Source organism: Oligoflexus tunisiensis (assembly GCF_001748245.1).
Classification (GTDB): Bacteria; Bdellovibrionota_B; Oligoflexia; order Oligoflexales; family Oligoflexaceae; genus Oligoflexus; species Oligoflexus tunisiensis.
Window position 1 is genome coordinate 379067 of sequence record NZ_BDFO01000001.1, and the last position, 16644, is coordinate 395710.

General features: G+C 54.6%; 14 protein-coding genes and 1 pseudogene. 3 read left to right on the forward strand and 12 right to left on the reverse strand.

Features of this window, described 5'->3' with window-relative positions; all coding sequences use genetic code 11:
• Positions 1-3: 3 nt before the first annotated feature.
• Positions 4-453 (reverse strand): ribose 5-phosphate isomerase B, encoded by a 450-nt coding sequence (gene rpiB / locus OLTU_RS01735; RefSeq protein ID WP_141731037.1) that lies wholly within the window; start codon positions 451-453, stop codon positions 4-6.
• 56 nt (positions 454-509) lie between these two features.
• A complete protein-coding gene (locus OLTU_RS01740) occupies positions 510-752 on the reverse strand; it encodes an acyl carrier protein (RefSeq protein WP_141731038.1) in 243 nt (80 codons plus the stop codon).
• A gap of 201 nt (positions 753-953) precedes the next feature.
• Here OLTU_RS01740 and OLTU_RS01745 point away from each other — a divergent pair, with 201 nt between their 5' ends.
• A complete protein-coding gene (locus OLTU_RS01745; RefSeq protein WP_141731039.1) occupies positions 954-1751 on the forward strand; it encodes a UDP-2,3-diacylglucosamine diphosphatase in 798 nt (265 codons plus the stop codon).
• Between the two features lie 18 nt (positions 1752-1769).
• Here the strand turns inward: OLTU_RS01745 and OLTU_RS01750 are convergent, their stop codons facing one another.
• From OLTU_RS01750 to prfB, 10 genes and pseudogenes are all read right to left on the reverse strand, one after another.
• Complete coding sequence (locus OLTU_RS01750; RefSeq protein ID WP_141731040.1) at positions 1770-3098, reverse strand: erythromycin esterase family protein; 1329 nt, start codon at positions 3096-3098, stop codon at positions 1770-1772.
• Between the two features lie 20 nt (positions 3099-3118).
• Positions 3119-3415: a thiamine-binding protein gene (locus tag OLTU_RS01755; protein ID WP_176736252.1), complete on the reverse strand. Its 297-nt coding sequence runs from the start codon at positions 3413-3415 to the stop codon at positions 3119-3121.
• A 187-nt stretch (positions 3416-3602) separates the two neighbouring features.
• Positions 3603-4214: a DUF4360 domain-containing protein gene (locus tag OLTU_RS01760; RefSeq protein ID WP_141731042.1), complete on the reverse strand. Its 612-nt coding sequence runs from the start codon at positions 4212-4214 to the stop codon at positions 3603-3605.
• A 194-nt stretch (positions 4215-4408) separates the two neighbouring features.
• Positions 4409-4843 carry a response regulator gene (locus tag OLTU_RS01765; RefSeq protein ID WP_141731043.1) on the reverse strand — a complete coding sequence of 145 codons (435 nt, stop codon included), beginning with the start codon at positions 4841-4843 and terminating at the stop codon, positions 4409-4411.
• A 155-nt stretch (positions 4844-4998) separates the two neighbouring features.
• Positions 4999-5607 (reverse strand): biliverdin-producing heme oxygenase, encoded by a 609-nt coding sequence (locus tag OLTU_RS01770; protein ID WP_141731044.1) that lies wholly within the window; start codon positions 5605-5607, stop codon positions 4999-5001.
• 147 nt (positions 5608-5754) lie between these two features.
• The gene (locus tag OLTU_RS01775; RefSeq protein WP_141731045.1) at positions 5755-7479 is read right to left on the reverse strand and encodes a hypothetical protein; all 1725 of its coding nucleotides are present in this window, start codon (positions 7477-7479) and stop codon (positions 5755-5757) included.
• On the reverse strand, positions 7463-8965 hold the full coding sequence (locus tag OLTU_RS01780) for a SpoVR family protein (protein ID WP_141731046.1): 1503 nt from the start codon (positions 8963-8965) through the stop codon (positions 7463-7465). Before OLTU_RS01780 ends, OLTU_RS01775 begins: the two co-directional genes overlap by 17 nt.
• Positions 8966-8967: 2 nt before the next feature.
• A complete protein-coding gene (locus OLTU_RS01785; RefSeq protein WP_176736253.1) occupies positions 8968-10077 on the reverse strand; it encodes a DUF444 family protein in 1110 nt (369 codons plus the stop codon).
• 27 nt (positions 10078-10104) lie between these two features.
• The gene (locus tag OLTU_RS01790) at positions 10105-12168 is read right to left on the reverse strand and encodes a PrkA family serine protein kinase (protein ID WP_141731048.1); all 2064 of its coding nucleotides are present in this window, start codon (positions 12166-12168) and stop codon (positions 10105-10107) included.
• Positions 12169-12686: 518 nt separating this feature from the next.
• Positions 12687-13769 (reverse strand): annotated as a pseudogene (gene prfB / locus OLTU_RS01795) (peptide chain release factor 2).
• A gap of 136 nt (positions 13770-13905) precedes the next feature.
• Here prfB and OLTU_RS01805 point away from each other — a divergent pair.
• Both OLTU_RS01805 and OLTU_RS01810 read left to right on the forward strand, forming a co-directional pair.
• Complete coding sequence (locus tag OLTU_RS01805) at positions 13906-14118, forward strand: flagellar FlbD family protein (RefSeq protein ID WP_141731051.1); 213 nt, start codon at positions 13906-13908, stop codon at positions 14116-14118.
• Positions 14119-14175: 57 nt separating this feature from the next.
• Complete coding sequence (locus OLTU_RS01810) at positions 14176-16536, forward strand: tetratricopeptide repeat protein (RefSeq protein ID WP_141731052.1); 2361 nt, start codon at positions 14176-14178, stop codon at positions 16534-16536.
• Positions 16537-16644 lie beyond the last annotated feature (108 nt).

A 16644-nucleotide genomic window follows, 5' to 3' on the forward strand; every position in this document is an offset into this window, starting at 1 on the left:
CCCTCAACGTTCGAGGGCGCGAATTTTATCGAGTCTATTCTGATGGCGACTGCCTTCAAATTCTGTATTGAGCCAAAGTTTGACGAATTCGAGGGCGCGATCGTGATTCAGGACACGTTCGCCAAGACAGAGGATGTTGGCGTCGTTGTGTAGTTTGGACATGCGGGCAGTGAATTCATCCCAGACCAGAGCGGCTCGGATGCCAGGAATCTTGTTGGCGGCGATCGACATCCCGATGCCCGTCCCGCAAATCAGAATGCCGCGGGGCAGCTTACCCTGGCTCACCTCTTTTGCAAGAGTCTGCGCATAGTCTGGATAGTCGACCGAGTCCGCGTCGTCCACCGGAACCCCGTGGTCAACGACCTGGTATCCGAGGGTGCGAAGATACTGGCTCACCTTTTCCTTGAGTACCCGACCTCCGTGGTCAGAGGCAATGCCGATGCGTTCGCTCATAGTCTACGCCTTCCGATGCATTTGCTGCGAGAGTACGATGGGAAAGGAGGACGGAATTAAACTTCTTTGGCTTTCTTGATATAGCCAACAGCGTCTTCGACCGTGCGGATGCTTTCGGCTTCTTCATCAGGAATATCGATGCCGAACGCTTCTTCCATCGCCATGACCAGCTCAACGATGTCCAGTGAATCCGCGCCCAGATCTTCGATGAATTTGGCTTTGCTGATCACAGCAGCTTCTTCAACGCCGAGTTGGTTCACCACGATTTTTTTCAATTGACTTTCGATGTCGAGCGACATGGGCTATCCTCCAATTTGGCATATACTTGCCTTATGTTCATCTAAGGAACCAGAAAGTCTAGGGGAATGCAAGGGAATAGTTGGACGACCGTTGAAAGGTCAAACCCATGAAGGAGGGGGCTGACAAGGGCCTCTTGAGGGGCCTCAAGTTTCCCGCTATCTTGTGCTGATCGCTTGATTTAACGAACGGGGGACTCTTCATTGTCACTGTGGACGGCGCCTTTGCTGGTGGTTTCGGACATTCACTTGAATCATGTGGAGGATAACCGCAGCCAGCTGCTTTTGCATCTGCTGGAAGGCGCCAGCCGGAGCGAGGTCGAATACCTCGTTCTCATGGGTGACATATTCGACTTCTGCCTGGGATCGCACCCTTATTTTCAGCGTAAGTTTGATTCCATCGGCAAGGCGCTCGAAAAGGTTGTGCAGTCCGGCACGCAGGTCATCTATCTCGAGGGCAACCACGAGTTCAAACTGGCATCGTTACCCTGGAAGGGTGTGCAGATCATTTCGGAAGGCACCCATGTGATTCATCTGAAAAGCGGCGAAACCATCCAAATGGCTCACGGGGATCTCATTTACTCACACAATATGTATCGCGCGTTCCGGCGTCTGGTGAAATCCCCGCTCGTGACCGGAGTGGCACGCCTTCTGCCAGGAGCGTGGATGGACAACCTTGCGACCAAAGGTTCAGAGGTTTCACGGGCTCAGGATCAATACCGTCAGATTGAACATGAAAAAATTCTGGGTGCGGTCGATGCCTGGCTTGAAGCGGGCCCGGGTGATTTTGGCATTTTCGGTCATTTTCATGTGCCCTATGCCGAGCCCCGACGGGATCGCAAAAAGGGCGGCCTTTTCAGTGTGGAGTGCTGGGATCGTCCGAACGTCCTCGCTTTCAAGGACGGGCGCTTCCACCGCTATTACTTTGACTCCAAGGCCGCCGACGCCGAGACCTGGCAGCCTGCGGAACCTTTGGTCCGCAAGCTTTTGCCAGGAGAGTAGAAATCCAACAGGACCACCCTACATGGCGGATGGATAGGTTTCGGGAAATTCTCCGTCATGAATGGGTTTGAGATGCAGAGGATGCAGGGCGTGAGTCTGATCCAGATAGATCAGGGCATCATAACGTCGCGGCAGGGCCGTGGGCACATAGTTCCCCAGATGTTCCCCCTCCGGATGATACACCACCCCGATCGCACGATGACCGCGTTCCTCGAGCATTTCATCGCTGGCAAAGATGGGAGCAAAGACCAGGAGTTTGTTCTCCGGACTGACCCGGTGCAGAACCTCTTCCCAGCTGCCTTCACGCCCATTCGGGCAGCGCATGACCTGCATCGGCGCTTCCCAACGCCGGGAGGCGATCACCGTTCCGGCATAACCTGAGAAACCCACGAGCACCACGTTGTCGTCACCATAACGTTCACGCACGAGCTGGCCGACATTCACCTCCCCACCCTCGAACATGTCCGTGAAGCGGGCATCACCGATATGGGTATTGTGTTCCCAGACGATGCCCTTGGCCACAGCGCCGTGATGCTGATGATGTTTCATCAGCTCATCCAGGGTTTCGACCATATGAAAATCCCGGATGTTCCACGACATGGGACCACCCCGCATCATGCTGCGATAATAGGCCTCGGCGTTCTTGAGAACGCGTGCGTTCTGTTCGGCCTGCAGATGAGCCTCGGCATGGCGGTCGAGGATCATCTTGCGCGTTTTCAGATGCTCCAAAAGTCCGTGCACTTGTTTTTCACAGGTATCCTCCCGGAACCAGGTGGAGCGCGCATATTCGTGGGCATCGCCCGCGAAGCGGTTGAAGCATTGAAACACCTCTTCCACCATGGGCACTGATTCAGGGTCATATTTTTTAAGCTGCTGGGTCAGAGTGGAAAGGGAGTCCCAGAGGCTGTAAACGTCAAGTCCGTAAAAGCCAACCTTGGTTTTTTCCGGCTGTTGATCATTGTAAAGTTTGAGCCACTCGATGAGATCGATGACCTCTTCATTGGCCCACATCCAGGTCGGCCAGCGGCGAAAGTTCGTCAGAATGCGGCGCGCCGATTGCGTGGGATCGAGACGACCTTTCACGTACTGGTTGATAAGGAAGCAGTCCGGCCAGTCCCCTTCCACAGCGATAAAGGAGAACTTTTTTTCTTCAATCAAGCGCCGGCTGATGGCCGTCCGCCATTGATAGTATTCCGATGTGCCATGCGACGCTTCACCAAGCAGCACCAGCTGCGCCTGGCCTATGCGTTCATAAAGGGGGCCGAGATCCTGCTCCTTCCTGAGCGGAAGGCTGAGGGTGTTGAGCTGAGCCAGCAGGTCCTTCGACACGATGGGTTCTGTTTCCATGGCCTTGCCCTTTCCTGGATTTAGAGGGAGATGCTGACAGGCTCAGTCACGGACGTCATGGCCGTTTCGAGGCTATGTTCCTTATGTTTATGATCATCAATGGTAATGGTGGTGAGGACCCGGGCATGATCCCGCACGATCATCTGGTGGCATTTTTGAATAATGGGCATGATCGTATCCCATTCCCCCTGAATGCTGGTTCCAATGGGACCGACGTCGTAGTCGAGTCCAACCTTGTCGAGGTACGCGGTGATTTTGTTGATGTCTTCACTGATGTGTTCGCTATCCATGGGATTGACGCTGAATTGTACAATCATTTCCATCGCTCCTATGAACTGTGTCTGAATTTATTGGCTTATCGAATCCTTCTGCCTACGTAATTCAACGACACTTCCGTTCAAGAAAGGGTTCTGATGGAAAGGAAAGCAAAATTCCGGCCGCGGCGAAACAGGGAGGATTTACGCAGAAAAAAGGCCTGGGTCGGAGAAGCCCAGGCCTCAGCATTCAGCAGGAACGTGATTTCAAACGGATGCCGAGGATTTGCCATTGCGCGATCGATTCGTGTTCGCGGGGACCCGACACACGGATGGCGCCGTTGACGGTCAAAGCGCGATCGGCGCCGCAGGGTTTCCAGACATCACCCGAAACAGCCCCTTGGAAGGTGTTGGTCCAGACTCCGGAATAATCGCCGTCCAGGGTTTTGGTAAAGGATCCCGTCTGACCCTGACCTGCATAGAACCAGTTGACGGTAACGTTGGCCGTATTCTCTGCAGGCAGATCCGCTTCCACATAGAAAGCCACGGCATCAATCGCATAGGAGCGGTTGCTGTCCTTGAAGTTGATGGTCGCGGCACAGTTGCGACGGCTGGCGCTCAGGGATGTGCCCGGGCCGGTCTTGGCGGTCTGATCATCAGCGAACTTCAACCAAAGGATATCATTCTGTACCAGATAACCCGTGCCCTTGCCGCCGGCGCAGCCGGTACCGTTGAAGGTGACCGATTCCACACCAAAGCGTGTGCTGCCGACGGTCAGCGGATGGGTGACGTCCAATTCAATGCCGGCTTGAGCGAACGAAGCAAATCCCAGAACCAGGGCCAAAGCAGTTAAAGTTTTCATGACGCAATCTCCAGTTTTTGGTTTGATCCTGAGGCAAATCTAGGGGAAGTGTTCGGTCAGCACCAGAGGGCGGGTATCAAACTGTTCTGTGAAAAGCGCGTTGACAGAGCATGCTTCAGCTGTGCACCTGCAAGGTCAAACAAAAATCAGATAAATGAAAAGAAACTCCTGCATGAGTTCGCCTTGATGCAGGTTTAATAGGGCGTTTTTTGTTGCCCCGTCTGGCCCATGAGGGTCTGGAGCAGGAGGTTCCGGTCGATAGGTTTCGTCAGATGCGCGCTGCAGCCAGCGGCCAGGGATTTTTGCTTTTCCTCCTGCATCGCATGGGCAGTTAGAGCCACAATGGGAATCTCCACCCCCTGGCTGCGAAGTTTGCGCGTGGCCGAGTAACCATCGAGCACCGGCATCTGCATATCCATGAGAATGACATCATACGGATTTTTGGTGCCCTCCTCCACCGCGAGCTCACCATCACTCACCGTGGTGACGAAAGCCCCGTATCGTTGCAGGATGCGTTTGATGAGCAGCTGATTATCCTTGGAGTCATCCGCCACCAGAATCCTCATATCCATGAGCGGCAGATCCTCGGGATTCGGCGTGCCGTCACGCTTGTGAATCTCATGACTCATGCTGGGAACCCAACGAGCTGCACTCTAATTTTGGAAGGTTTCACCGCTGTTTCCTCGCGTGGCCATGGCTTCCTGACGAAACTCTTAGGATATGACGTATGCCGCCCGCCTTGTCAATCTGTGGGAAAAAACCTGCACCCCTTCCAGTCAGCCAATCAACCACCTTGGAGAGCATGATTGCATAGTCCGGTGTCTTCGGTATCAAGCCACGTGGACAAGGCTTCAAAGGTGCGTCGCGCGGCTTCAATCATCGCATCCTCCTCTCCCGTTTGTTCGGCAAACTGCACAAGGGCGGCGCGGGTCTCCTTCCACCGGGTGCCCACAGCCTCGCCATAGCTGGAGAAAAAGGCCAGCCCCTGATCCCGACTGAGGCCCAGGCAGCGCGCAACATGCCGGGCGATGACCTGGCCACCCAGGGTCGATCCTTCCATGACATAGAAAGTGCCGAGCGCCGCGGCGTCATCGTGAATCCAATCCGGCTGCGGGGCGCATGGCCGTGCGGCAAGGGGGACCTGAAGGTGGGAAAGATCCGCGAGCAGCCAGGGTGTCTTGCGGCGCTCCGTAAGATCGATACCAAGGGAGGGCCAAAGCGTATAACGGGCGAGCAGGGGTTCCAGCGGCTGATAGAAGCCGAGGAATTTGCCAAGGATATGCTGATAAAGCGTGCGCGAGAGCGTCGGACTCATCAGCTGGACCATAAGAGGATGATGATCCAGGGCCTCATGCTGGGCATGGGTTTCCAAACGCAGGCGGTTGAGAATCATAAGGACCTCGGCAGGCTTGAGGATTCATGGGCCGGCGCGGGATCAGAATGAAAAGGGAAGGGTGGTCTGACGCCGGAGATCGGCTTTTAGCATGAGGACGGACTCGCGGGCGAGGGAAATCCCAGGCAGCCAGGGCTGCGACCCTTCTTAGAGCCGCATGCGTCCCGCCACACCGAGGCGCAGAACGCTGGTATTGATGGACCCCTGACTGAGATTCATGGTCCCGGTGCTGTAGCCCAGCATTGCACCCCATTCCCAATCCTGAGCCTTGGCCTTTTGAATGACGTTGGCTTCAAGATCGAGGGTGAAGCTGTCACTGATCTTGCGTTTTTTCCCGGCGACACCGACTTCACCGATATCGATCGGGGTCAGGCGTCCGCTAAGATCGTAGTCAAAGTTCTGGGCCATGCTCACGACATGATACGAACCCTGCAGATGCACCGCCGGGGAAAGCGAAATCACATCCCAACCGCCAAGGGGTTCGCCACTGACTGCGAGACTTTCAAAACTGATCAGAGCGCCTACCATCACCCGATCGAGGCTTGGCAACACGGCCGTGCGCATCGGCATGTAATAAAGAGGTTCAAAGCCGAGGCCGAGACCAAAGTAACTGCCTTTGGCGGTGGAACCAAAGCGCAGGTGAGCCCGCGCGATCGCTTCCACATCCGAGGCGATATCCTGGGTGGCGGCGAGATCCACGCGATTCAAAAGATAGATGGGAAACTGGCTCGAGGACTTCGCGGCACCGCTGATTGCAAAGGTTTCGTTCTGGCCTTGAAATTCCACCTTCTTGAAGGCGATGGGCAGCATGTCGAGCGCTTCATCCTCGGATTCCTCGGGGATGACAGGGTTGGGGGCCGGCACCGGTTCGGGAGGCAAAGGTGCTTGTTGCACAGGCGGTGGTGGCGGGGTTTCCACCTTGTTTTCGGCCACGCGCGGGGGCTCGGTGCTTTGCGGTTCGGGAACCACAGCCCGAGGCAGAGGCCGTGCCTCCACCAAAGGACTCTCCGGTTCGAGGGGAGTATAGAAAGGCTCGTCCTTGGGTTTTTGCTGAAAAGCACGCCGCGTGGCAATCGCCGCGACCTTGGCTCCGTCCCCGACGCGAATCGCATCCGAATAGGACAGGGCGGTGATCAGGGCGATGGCACTATGGGTTTTGCTTTCGATGACCCTGGCCTTGCCCAGAAGTTTCTGATCAAAGGTCAGCCAGGAACCATCGGCAGGGTGCTGGGTGCGCACCATGGTTTGATAGAAACTGAGGTCATCCCCTTCAAAAATATTCTGTTCCGAGCCGCTGGAAAGCGTCAGGTAGCGGCCCTGAATGGAGGTGACATAGACATCGACCGGAAAGCGATTGAGCATGCGAAACAGGAGATTTTGCAGTCTCTGGTCGATGTCGGCGTTGGTGGCGGCGAGCAGCCAGTTGAAGGGCAGGGTTTCGGTTTCTGTCAGGTAATTGCGCATTCCCGGATGCAGGAGTCGCACGGTCCAGCGCATGGTATCGCCCTGGCCTGTTACGGTCAGGTTGATCATCGCATCGATTTCGTATTCCTCGGCAAGCTGCTGCCGTCCCTCGGCGGTGGACCAGAGGTCAGCCGTCAGCACATCATTGCTGAAGACAAAGCGTTTGGAGTCCCGAACGATTTTGGAGAAATGGCCCTCGATATGCTTTTTGCTTTGGGCAAAGCGATGGGATTCAGGGAAACGTCCCTGCCAATAGACGGGCATGATGGCAACCTGCCGGATATTGGGCAAACGGTGGCCCGTGGATTCCACGGCGTGCAGGGAATCCCAAGGGAAGGCGGGCAGGACCAGTGCCGGGCCGCAGCCCAGCACCAGAAGCCATTGTACGAACTTAGATCTTTTCCACATTGTGGCTGGAGCCGTCATAAGAAACCCGCCGTTTGACGTCTTCGATGATCGTCTCGATATGCACTGGCCGTTGCCAGACTTTGAAGAGGTTGCGCAAGCATTCGGTGGTGAACTCATGTTTCAGATCAGTACCTTCGTGCTGATGTTCGAGCAGGAGTTCATTGCGATTCTTGAAGTTCCCATCCTTGACGAGGATGATGGGCTGGCCAAAGTTGGTCAGCTGGCCCAGGAGAGCATGTTTAATCTCCCCGAACTTGCGATTGGTAATCACATAGCGATTGTTGCGGCGATCATAGTCATAGAGGAAGAGTTTGTGCTCGTGGCAGAAATCCTCATCCAGGAACGCATCGATAAAGGTAATGTCGTTGTGAATACGGCGGACTTCAAAAAGTTTCTTGTCGCCGAGTCCCAGCTTCAAATCCCACTCGGCCCGTTTCTTCGGATCCTCGCAGTTCACGTAATCAATCCCGAACTGACCCTTGTCCCAGCGTCTTTTGATATGACGCAGGAGTTCCAGGCCGAGTTTATAGGGATTGAGCTGACCAGGAGCGGACGCCACCACACCGGAATGCTGATCGCAGTAGTCGATGATTTCCGAGTCCTGCAAAGGATGCAGTTCGGTCATCATGCGGCTATGCCAGTAGGTTGCCCAGCCTTCGTTCAGAATCTTGGTTTGACCCTGTGGTGCAAAGTAGTAGGACTCATCACGGATAATGCCAAGAATCCGCTTCTGCCAGCTGTTCAGCGGAGCAAATTCGAGAAGGAATTTCAGGACATCGCGCTCAGGATGTTCCGGGAAATTCTTTTTGCGCTTGGCCTTCTCTTCCTGCTTCTGCTTCTGGCCTTCCAGAAACTCATTCGGGTTGATGTAGCTGTCCATGTATTTTCTGCTGGACTGGAGCTTATGCACCGGATCGCCACGATAGTGCTCTTCATCAAAGGGATCAATTTCCGGTTTGCGGGCCGGTTGATTGAAGGGCGCGTAGATGTCGATCAGGTTTTCCAAGGACAGACAGCAGTCGACATAGTCTTCCACCTCGTCATGACCGACGTCTTCGATAAAGCGCCGAATCACCGAGGCATGGTTGGCCATCTGATCCAGCATCTTCCGATTGGTTTTGCTGAACCAGTAGTTGTTCTTGAAGAAATCACAGTGACCAAACACGTGGGCTATCACCGTCTTCTGCGAAACCATGTTGTTGGCGCGCAGGAGGTAGGCGTAGCAGGGATCGTTGTTGATCACCATTTCATAGATCACCGACAGCCCGTAGGTGTAGCTCTTGGAAAGGCGTTCGTAGTCCATTCCAAAGCGCCAGTGCGGGTAGCGGGTCGGGAAGCCGCCATAGGCGGCGATTTCGTTCAGCTGCTTATAGTCAACCAGTTCAAAGATCGTTTCAAAGAAATCCAGGCCCGCGCGTTTCGCCGCTTCCTGAATGGAAGCGGCCAGATCACGCAACTCGGGAGTCAGTTGGGTGTTGTAGACCATGCTTACCTCCCCTTGCCCAGAAAGATTTTAAGTGCGTCCATGATTGCGTCACGATCCTTGATCTGGCAGGTCGTGATGCCTTCGTTGGTTTCCCCGAAATGTTTGTGCAGATCACGGAGGAACTGCCCTGATCCATAACGGGATTCCACCTGTCCATAGCAGAACATATTGGAAATCGGCAGAAGGCTGGTTTCGAGGATCTTCATACAGTCCGCGGTGTCATTGCCCGACCAGTTGTCACCATCCGAGAAGTGAAACAGATAGATGTTCCATTCCATCGGATTGAAGCCGTCCTCGATCAGTTTCAACGCCAGTTTATAGGCTGAACTGATCAGGGTACCGCCCGATTCCTTGGTCTTGTAGAACGTGTCCGAGTCCACTTCACGGGCCGTGGCATCGTGGATAATGTAGCGGCGTTCGAGGCCGTTGTACTGCGTGCTGAGCCAGGTATCGAGCCAGAACGCTGTCAGACGCACGATTTCCTTCTGCTCGTCACCCATCGAACCCGACACGTCCATCATGTAAATGATAACCGCGTTGGCGACTTTCTCGTGAGTGATGCGATAGGAACGGAAACGCTTGTCGTCCTTCACCGGGATGATGACCGGATTGTCCGGATCATAGTCACCGCTGGAAATGCTGCGCCGCAGCGCTTCCTTGAAGGTCCTTTTGAAGTGACGCAGAGACTCGGGACCCTTCTTCAGGATGCCCGAGTACTTGTACTTCTTATCCTCGATGTTTTCCTTGCCCTTGCTCTGGATGTTCGGCAGAGCCAGTTCCTCGCCCAGAATCTGGGCGAGTTCCTCGAGCGTCACATCCACTTCCAGGCTATGCTGGCCTTCGCCTTCCCCAGCCTGGCCTTGGCCTGGCTGCGGTTGACCTTGACCGACAGTATCACCGACTTCTCCATCTCCCTGACCGACGCCACCTTTTTCCCGATTGCCGAAGCTGAAATGAGGGATGTCGATGCGAGGAAGAGGAATGGTTATGCGTTTATTTCCCTGGCGACCGACAAGGTCGCCACTGGAAATGAAACGCCGGAGTTCTTTTTTAATCTTGCCACGGACGATTTTTCTGAACCGGTTGAGATCCGATTCCATTTTCATGGCCAAAAATCACCCCCATCTCCGGCTTAGCTCTTATTTCTTGTCTTTCTTCACCACATCACCGCGCGCGAATACGCTGGCCACAAAGCCCAGAGCATCGGTTGCGCAGATCTCGCAGTAGCCGTAGTTCTTGATCAGACGGTTTTTGACCACATCAATCTTGGCCTGAGCTTCCTTATCGACCACGTTGGACACGAGGCTGGTGAGCTTGATCGTATCCTTCTGATCTTCAAAGAGCTTGAGTTCAAGAGCTTTGTGCAGACGCTCGTTTGTACGGAAGTCAAAGGCCCGTCCTTCGAGAGCCAGGGCCCCGATATAGTTCATGATCTCGCGACGGAAATCGTCCTTGCGGGAATCGGGGATGTCAATCTTCTCTTCGATGGAACGCATCAGGCGCTCATCAGGCTCTTCCGCTTCACCCGTGTAAGGATTTTTCACCTTTTCTTTCTGAGTGAAGGCTTTCACGTTGTCGATGTAGTTGCCGCAGAGTTTGTCGATCGCACTCTCATCGGCCGAGATCGCACGTTGCACTTCGTGCTTCACGATGTCTTCGTATTCCATCTTCACCAGAGCCAGAAGCTCACGGTAACGCTTGCGGGTTTCTTCATCCTTGATCAAAGAGTGGGTTTTCAGGCCCGACTCCATTTCGTTCAGAATGATGAAGGGGTTCAGGCAGCCGTTGCCTTTATCCACCACCAATGCATTCGAAATTTTGTCCTGGATGTAGCGTGGACTGATACCGTCCATGCCTTCACGGGTCGTTTCCTTGCGCAGTTCCTTGACGTTGTCTTCGGTAAAGCCTGGGATGGATTTACCGTTGTACAGCTTCAGTTTCTGCATGATCGTAAGGTTGGCCTTCTTGGGCTCTTCCAGACGGGTCAGGATCGACCACATCGACGCCATTTCCAGCGTATGCGGCGCGATATGGATATGCGGTACCGTCTTGGCATTGAAGTCCTTGCGGTAGATTTCCACTTCGCGATTCAGACGCGTGATGTAAGGAACGTCGATTTTTACGGTACGGTCGCGCAGAGCTTCCATGAATTCGTTGCTCTGCAGTTTGCGGTATTCCGGTTCGTTGGTGTGACCGATGATCACCTCGTCGATATCCGTTTGCGCAAATTTCTTGGGCTTGATCTTGTGCTCCTGACTTGCGGTCAGAAGATCGTAGAGGAACGCCACGTCGAGCTTCAGAACCTCGACGAACTCGATGATGCCGCGGTTGGCCACATTGAATTCACCGTCAAAGTTGAAGGCGCGGGGGTCGGAGTCGGAACCATACTGCGCGATCTTCCGGTAGTTGATGTCACCGGTCAATTCGGTCGAATCCTGGTTCTTCTCATCCTTCGGCTGGAACGTACCAATACCAATCCGATCCTGCTCGGAAAGGATCATACGTTTGACCTGGATGTGCTTGTTGGCCATCTTTTCCCAGTCGCCGTTGTAACGCTCCATCAGCTTGTTATAGACATAGCGACATGCTGGACAGAGATCGCCTTCGATATGCACGGCTTCAGCCCGATCCCGATTCTTGTTCAGGATGTCGAGGACAGCGCGGCGGCGTTCCATGGGAATGATGTGCAGCGGCTCTTCGTGCATCGGGCAGGGCATGGTGTCTTCCATGCCGAGCACATCGCCGAGGCCAATCCACTGGTAGGTGTAAAGCGCACCATCGTCAGTCCGGGAATAGTGCTGCAGACCTTTCTTCAGAAGGCGGGCGATGGTGGATTTCGCCGAGCCAACCGGTCCATGCAGAAGGATCACGCGCTTTTCAGGGCCGTATTTTTGCGCGCCAGCCTTGAACACATTCACTAATTTATTCAGGTGAATGTCGAGACCGAACACGGCGTCGCGACCGTTGTCGAATGGATCGTCAAAAAATTTCCAGTGATACAGTTCTTTTTTGTATTCGGTGTAAGTTTCATAGCCATAGCTGGAGATCATATCGTACACGCGTTGAAAAGCGGTGCGGGCGATGGCGGGGCGTTCAACCACCATGTTCAAATACTCTTTGAGGTTTCCCGTCCAGTGCAGTTGCTTGTACTGATCATGAAATTCATGTTCTGTGATGGCGCTGATGATCTTGCTGGCATCCATGCTAGCCCCTCGCTGGTAGTGAACGATGTCGCTGCCCTATTCATAGGTCCTGATAGATAACGGAAGCATAAACCGAAGCATCTGGCAACTTTTTGAAGCGCCTTGTTCGATCACCGTCCGCCATCCATCTAATTTGTGCTGCTGTAAGAGTGGGTGTCCCGCTTTCTACTATTAGAATATCGGGGAAAATAGGGTAAGTCAAAAAATGTTTTGGCAGAATGCTATCTTGCATACACTCCTGAGGGAAGGTATGGACCATTTCTCATGAGAACTTGATAAATTTGACAAAATGTTAAAAAACGCTGGAAAAGTCTGGAAAGACAGCCCCCGGTTGAGCCGGGGGCGGCAGGAACGAAAAGGTCCCTGGTCTTCAGCCGGGGGAGTACAGGAGGGAGTCAGCCGCGCGGGCCGCTGCCGTTACTCGGCCGTCGGAGGAGACAGAGTCAGGCTGCGTGCGGCCGCTGCCCGTTACTCGGCCGTCGGAAAGGAAAAGTCAGGCCGCGTGCGGCCGTTGCCCCTTACTCGGCCGGAGCCTTGTACTGCTGACCCAAGTACTCGTTGATAAAGGTATCGATGGCCCCATCGAGCACCTCATCAGGGGCGAACGATTCGTGATCGGTCCGATGATCCTTGACGAGCTTATAGGGATGCAGAACATACGAGCGAATCTGGCTGCCGAATGACACATCACTCTTGTTGCCTTCAACTACGGCCTGAGCCGCCTTGCGGGCTTCCAGTTCCCGTTCGTAGAGGCGTGACTTCAGGATTTTCATGGCCTGATCACGGTTCTGGTGCTGCGATCTCTGCGTCTGACAAGCCACCACGATCCCCGATGGGATGTGGGTGATGCGAACCGCAGAGTCCGTACGGTTTACGTGCTGACCCCCGGCACCGGATGCGCGGTAGGTATCGACTTTAAGATCCGAATCGGACACCGTAATTTCGATATTGTCATCGACAATTGGCGAAACATAGACCGATGCAAAGGAGGTATGGCGTCTTGCGTTGGAGTCGTAAGGACTGATGCGCACCAGGCGATGCACGCCGGATTCCGCTTTCAGAAGACCGAACGCGTAAGGACCGCGTATCTCAATCGTCGCACTCTTGATGCCGGCCTCATCACCATCCTGCACGTCGTGCACCTCGGTTTCCCAGCCTTTGCGTTCCGCATAGCGCAGGTACATCCGAAACAGCATGGACGCCCAGTCACAGGATTCGGTTCCACCGGCACCCGAGTTGATCGTCAAAATTGCATCATTGCCATCGACTTCACCGCCGAGCAGACTTTGAATTTCCAGGGCCTGCAGCTCTTTTTCCAGCTGCTCAAGCAGGCGTGCGGATTCCTGAAGATACTCTTCATCCCCGCCCTCTTCCGCCAGTTCGAGCGCGGCTCACAAATCATCGCGGGTCGCGGTCAGAAGCTTTGCCCGATTGACGGCCAACTCCAACGCGCGTTTTTTCTTGAGGATGGGAGCGGAAAGCGTGGGGTTCGACCAAAAGTCGGGGCGGGCTTCTATTTCAGCCTCGATGTCCTGCAGCTGCGATTCCTTGCTGGGGACGTCAAAGGAACCTCCATACACGATCGTACTTGATAGCAGCATCTTTGGCGCGGGAATTGAGGACGTCTAATTGCATATACAGATTCTCCAAATGGGGGAGCTTGACGGTCGAAGATCGTGGAAACTACCATAAACCACAGACGACCGCCATAGCCAGACTGCCGCGAAAGGATGCCTGATGATACTTTTGACCAAGCTCGACCAGCAGAAAATCCTCATCAATCTGGAAACCGTCAAATATATTGAGTCAGTTCCGGACACCATTATTTTTTTTACCAACGGTGAGTCCATGATGGTGCAGGAATCCATGGAAGCGATTTCCCAAGCCGTAGTGGAATACCAGGCTGCCGTGTTTCGGCAGTCCACGCAGACTACCCCACCTGCCCCTTGAGTTCGCGGCAAATTCTGCCGACCAATCCTGCATCCTTCAGAATAAGGAAGCGGGGCATTGGGTCTTTCCATCAAAAAACTGGGACTGGTTCTGGCCGTCATGGGAGTTGCCGGCGGAATTGCTTTCGCCCGCAAGGGAACCCAACCGCCACCGCCTGAGCCCAAGGAAGACCCGGAATCCGAAATCTACGAGCGCTCGGCCGACAGTATCATTAAAAATTTCATGTTCATCGGCGACTTTGAACAGAAAGAGGCCACCCGTCCGAACAGCCAGGAAATTTTCTGGCGTTATCCTTCGACCCTGCCCAAGGTCACCTTTGATCTGGATATGAATCCGAACTTCGACAGCGAGGCCATGCGTGCGGATTTTCCGGCCACTCCCGGCGAGGGCCGCGCTTACCAGCACATGAACCGTGGCCGGGCGCTTTTCCTCGATGGGAACGTGGAAGAGGCCCGCAAGACGTGGCTCAGCGGTCGTGCCCGCTATGGCAAGAGCTATGAAGCCCATCGCCGCACGGACTATTTCATTGCCCAGGCCTTTATGTATCGGGGCTGGCTCAAGTGGAAGGAGAACGGCCGGAAATACGATGTTCCGGAGGTCCGGCAGGACTTTGTGAATGCCAGCACGTTCCTGGCCTGGGCCTTTGATCGGAAGAAGGATCTTCCCGACGCTCTTTTGGAACAGGTTACCCCGCGCGCTTTCTACAATCAGTCGGTTATTTACTTTAATTATGAGCGTTGGGCCGGCGTATCGGGTTCTGTGGCCAATGGCCTTGATTTTCTGCGGCGCACGGGTCGCAAGGAATATCGCCGGGAACTGCACCGCATGATGGCGGAAGTCTACATCCGCAACCGGTCGTATCTGGAAGCAGTCCAGGAATTGGATTTGACCTTGCGCCAGGACGAAGACATGACGACGTCCGCCGCGATCTTCGCCCGCATCGGCGACATCTACTATGACCTCAATAACTTTGAGCTGGCGGAGGAGGTCTATGCCGCCGCCAACAAGATTGATCGCGAGCTGAATCAGATTCGGCCTTCGCAGTATATCCTGCGGGGGGAATCCCTCTTCTGGCTCGGGCGTTTTGAAGAGGCCCGGAAAACGATGCAATACGCCCTGCATGCGGCTGGACTGCCCCAGGCGGTTGAGGAGCTCGATACCGACATGCAGGCACTGGCCAGCCTGCGGATTGCGGACACCTGGCTCGCCACCAAAAACTATGAAAAAGCCCGCCTCAACTACTTCCAGCACGGTCAGGAATTCCGCGGCCACGTGACCGCCAATTTCGCGAAAATCCGCCTCGCCTGTCTGGAACTGCCGGAGTATGAAGGCAATAACATCCGTCACGCGCGGCAGATGCTCGAGGAGCTGAAAGGTCAGGTGGATATCATTCCACCCCCGGCCCAGGAAATGGCCTGGACCTGTGAAACCGCCTCCTACGCGCAGCATGAACGCACGCCGGAGATGGTGGAACGCGTGCGAGCCTTTGCCCAGCACTATCCGAATTCCGAATTTCTGAAGAAGCTGGTGGAACCCGTGCGCGAGGTGCAGTCGCGGAAAATCGATGACTACTTCAAAGCCGGGGATCTGTATGGTGCGGTGCAGTTCTTCGAGAAGACCCGCACCTTTCTCTTCCCCGTGGTCAGTGAAAAACTCGCCATAAGGCTGTTCGCCGCTTATGCGGAGATCAATCAGGCCGATCGGGCCCGGGAATTTCTGGATGTCTTTGCCAAAAGCCAAATGAATGAACTGGGCATGCTACAATTGGCGGCGGTCCTTGTGGAACTGGTGGATCAAACCGAGGGCAAGGACCAGGACGTCTGGCTTCGCCGCAACCGGGATCTGGCCCATGAGCTGGAAAAGCTCAAGATTCATCTGCCCCAGGAGGATCGCGTCCGTCTTTACCTCCATCGCATTATCAATCATCGGCAGGGGCATGAGCACTATCCCTGGATTCTGAATCTCGGCCTCAAATGGGTCGAGGATGATATCTCGATCGGCTGCGATATCGTTTATCCCATGCTGCAGAAGATTCAAAGGCACGAGGGGCTTAGCGAGCGCCTGAAGGTGCAGCGCACGGCCGCCTTTTTTATCGATTCGACGCTGAAGGATCTTTTGCGCTTCGAAACCAACTGCGCCTACTCGCTGATGGAGTTTGAATTTGATATGAACAAGGGTTCCATCGCGGAACTTGCGCAGCGTTATCTGAAGCGCGATTACATTCCCTTCAACCCCGTGACCGCCGGCATCATCTGGCAGGTGGCCGAGGAGGCCTATACGCAAGGCGACAAGCCCGCAGCCACCGCCCTCTGGACCCTGCTGACCACCAAAGGCGACGCCGCCATTCCCGAAGTTCGTTATGCCGAAAGCCGCCTCCGCGTGCAGCCGATGGAACTGGAAAACCTCTGGCAGAATTGATGATGCTGCAAAAGAGTGAAAAAAAGTCAGTCATCCCAACCTTGGTCACCCCGATTCTCCCATCCAAGCCACCGAAAGAATTCAAGAATTGAGCGGTGCTGCCGATCC

Bases quoted from the DNA above. Each gene is read 5' to 3' on its own strand.
- OLTU_RS01740 (WP_141731038.1), bottom strand. From the start codon at position 752: ATGTCGCTCGACATCGAAAGTCAATTGAAAAAAATCGTGGTGAACCAA.
- rpiB (WP_141731037.1), bottom strand. From the start codon at position 453: ATGAGCGAACGCATCGGCATTGCCTCTGACCACGGAGGTCGGGTACTC.
- OLTU_RS01760 (WP_141731042.1), bottom strand. From the start codon at position 4,214: ATGAAAACTTTAACTGCTTTGGCCCTGGTTCTGGGATTTGCTTCGTTC.
- OLTU_RS01770 (WP_141731044.1), bottom strand. From the start codon at position 5,607: ATGATTCTCAACCGCCTGCGTTTGGAAACCCATGCCCAGCATGAGGCC.
- OLTU_RS01790 (WP_141731048.1), bottom strand. From the start codon at position 12,168: ATGGATGCCAGCAAGATCATCAGCGCCATCACAGAACATGAATTTCAT.
- OLTU_RS01765 (WP_141731043.1), bottom strand. From the start codon at position 4,843: ATGAGTCATGAGATTCACAAGCGTGACGGCACGCCGAATCCCGAGGAT.
- OLTU_RS01780 (WP_141731046.1), bottom strand. From the start codon at position 8,965: ATGGTCTACAACACCCAACTGACTCCCGAGTTGCGTGATCTGGCCGCT.
- OLTU_RS01775 (WP_141731045.1), bottom strand. From the start codon at position 7,479: ATGTGGAAAAGATCTAAGTTCGTACAATGGCTTCTGGTGCTGGGCTGC.
- OLTU_RS01805 (WP_141731051.1), top strand. From the start codon at position 13,906: ATGATACTTTTGACCAAGCTCGACCAGCAGAAAATCCTCATCAATCTG.
- OLTU_RS01750 (WP_141731040.1), bottom strand. From the start codon at position 3,098: ATGGAAACAGAACCCATCGTGTCGAAGGACCTGCTGGCTCAGCTCAAC.
- OLTU_RS01755 (WP_176736252.1), bottom strand. From the start codon at position 3,415: ATGATTGTACAATTCAGCGTCAATCCCATGGATAGCGAACACATCAGT.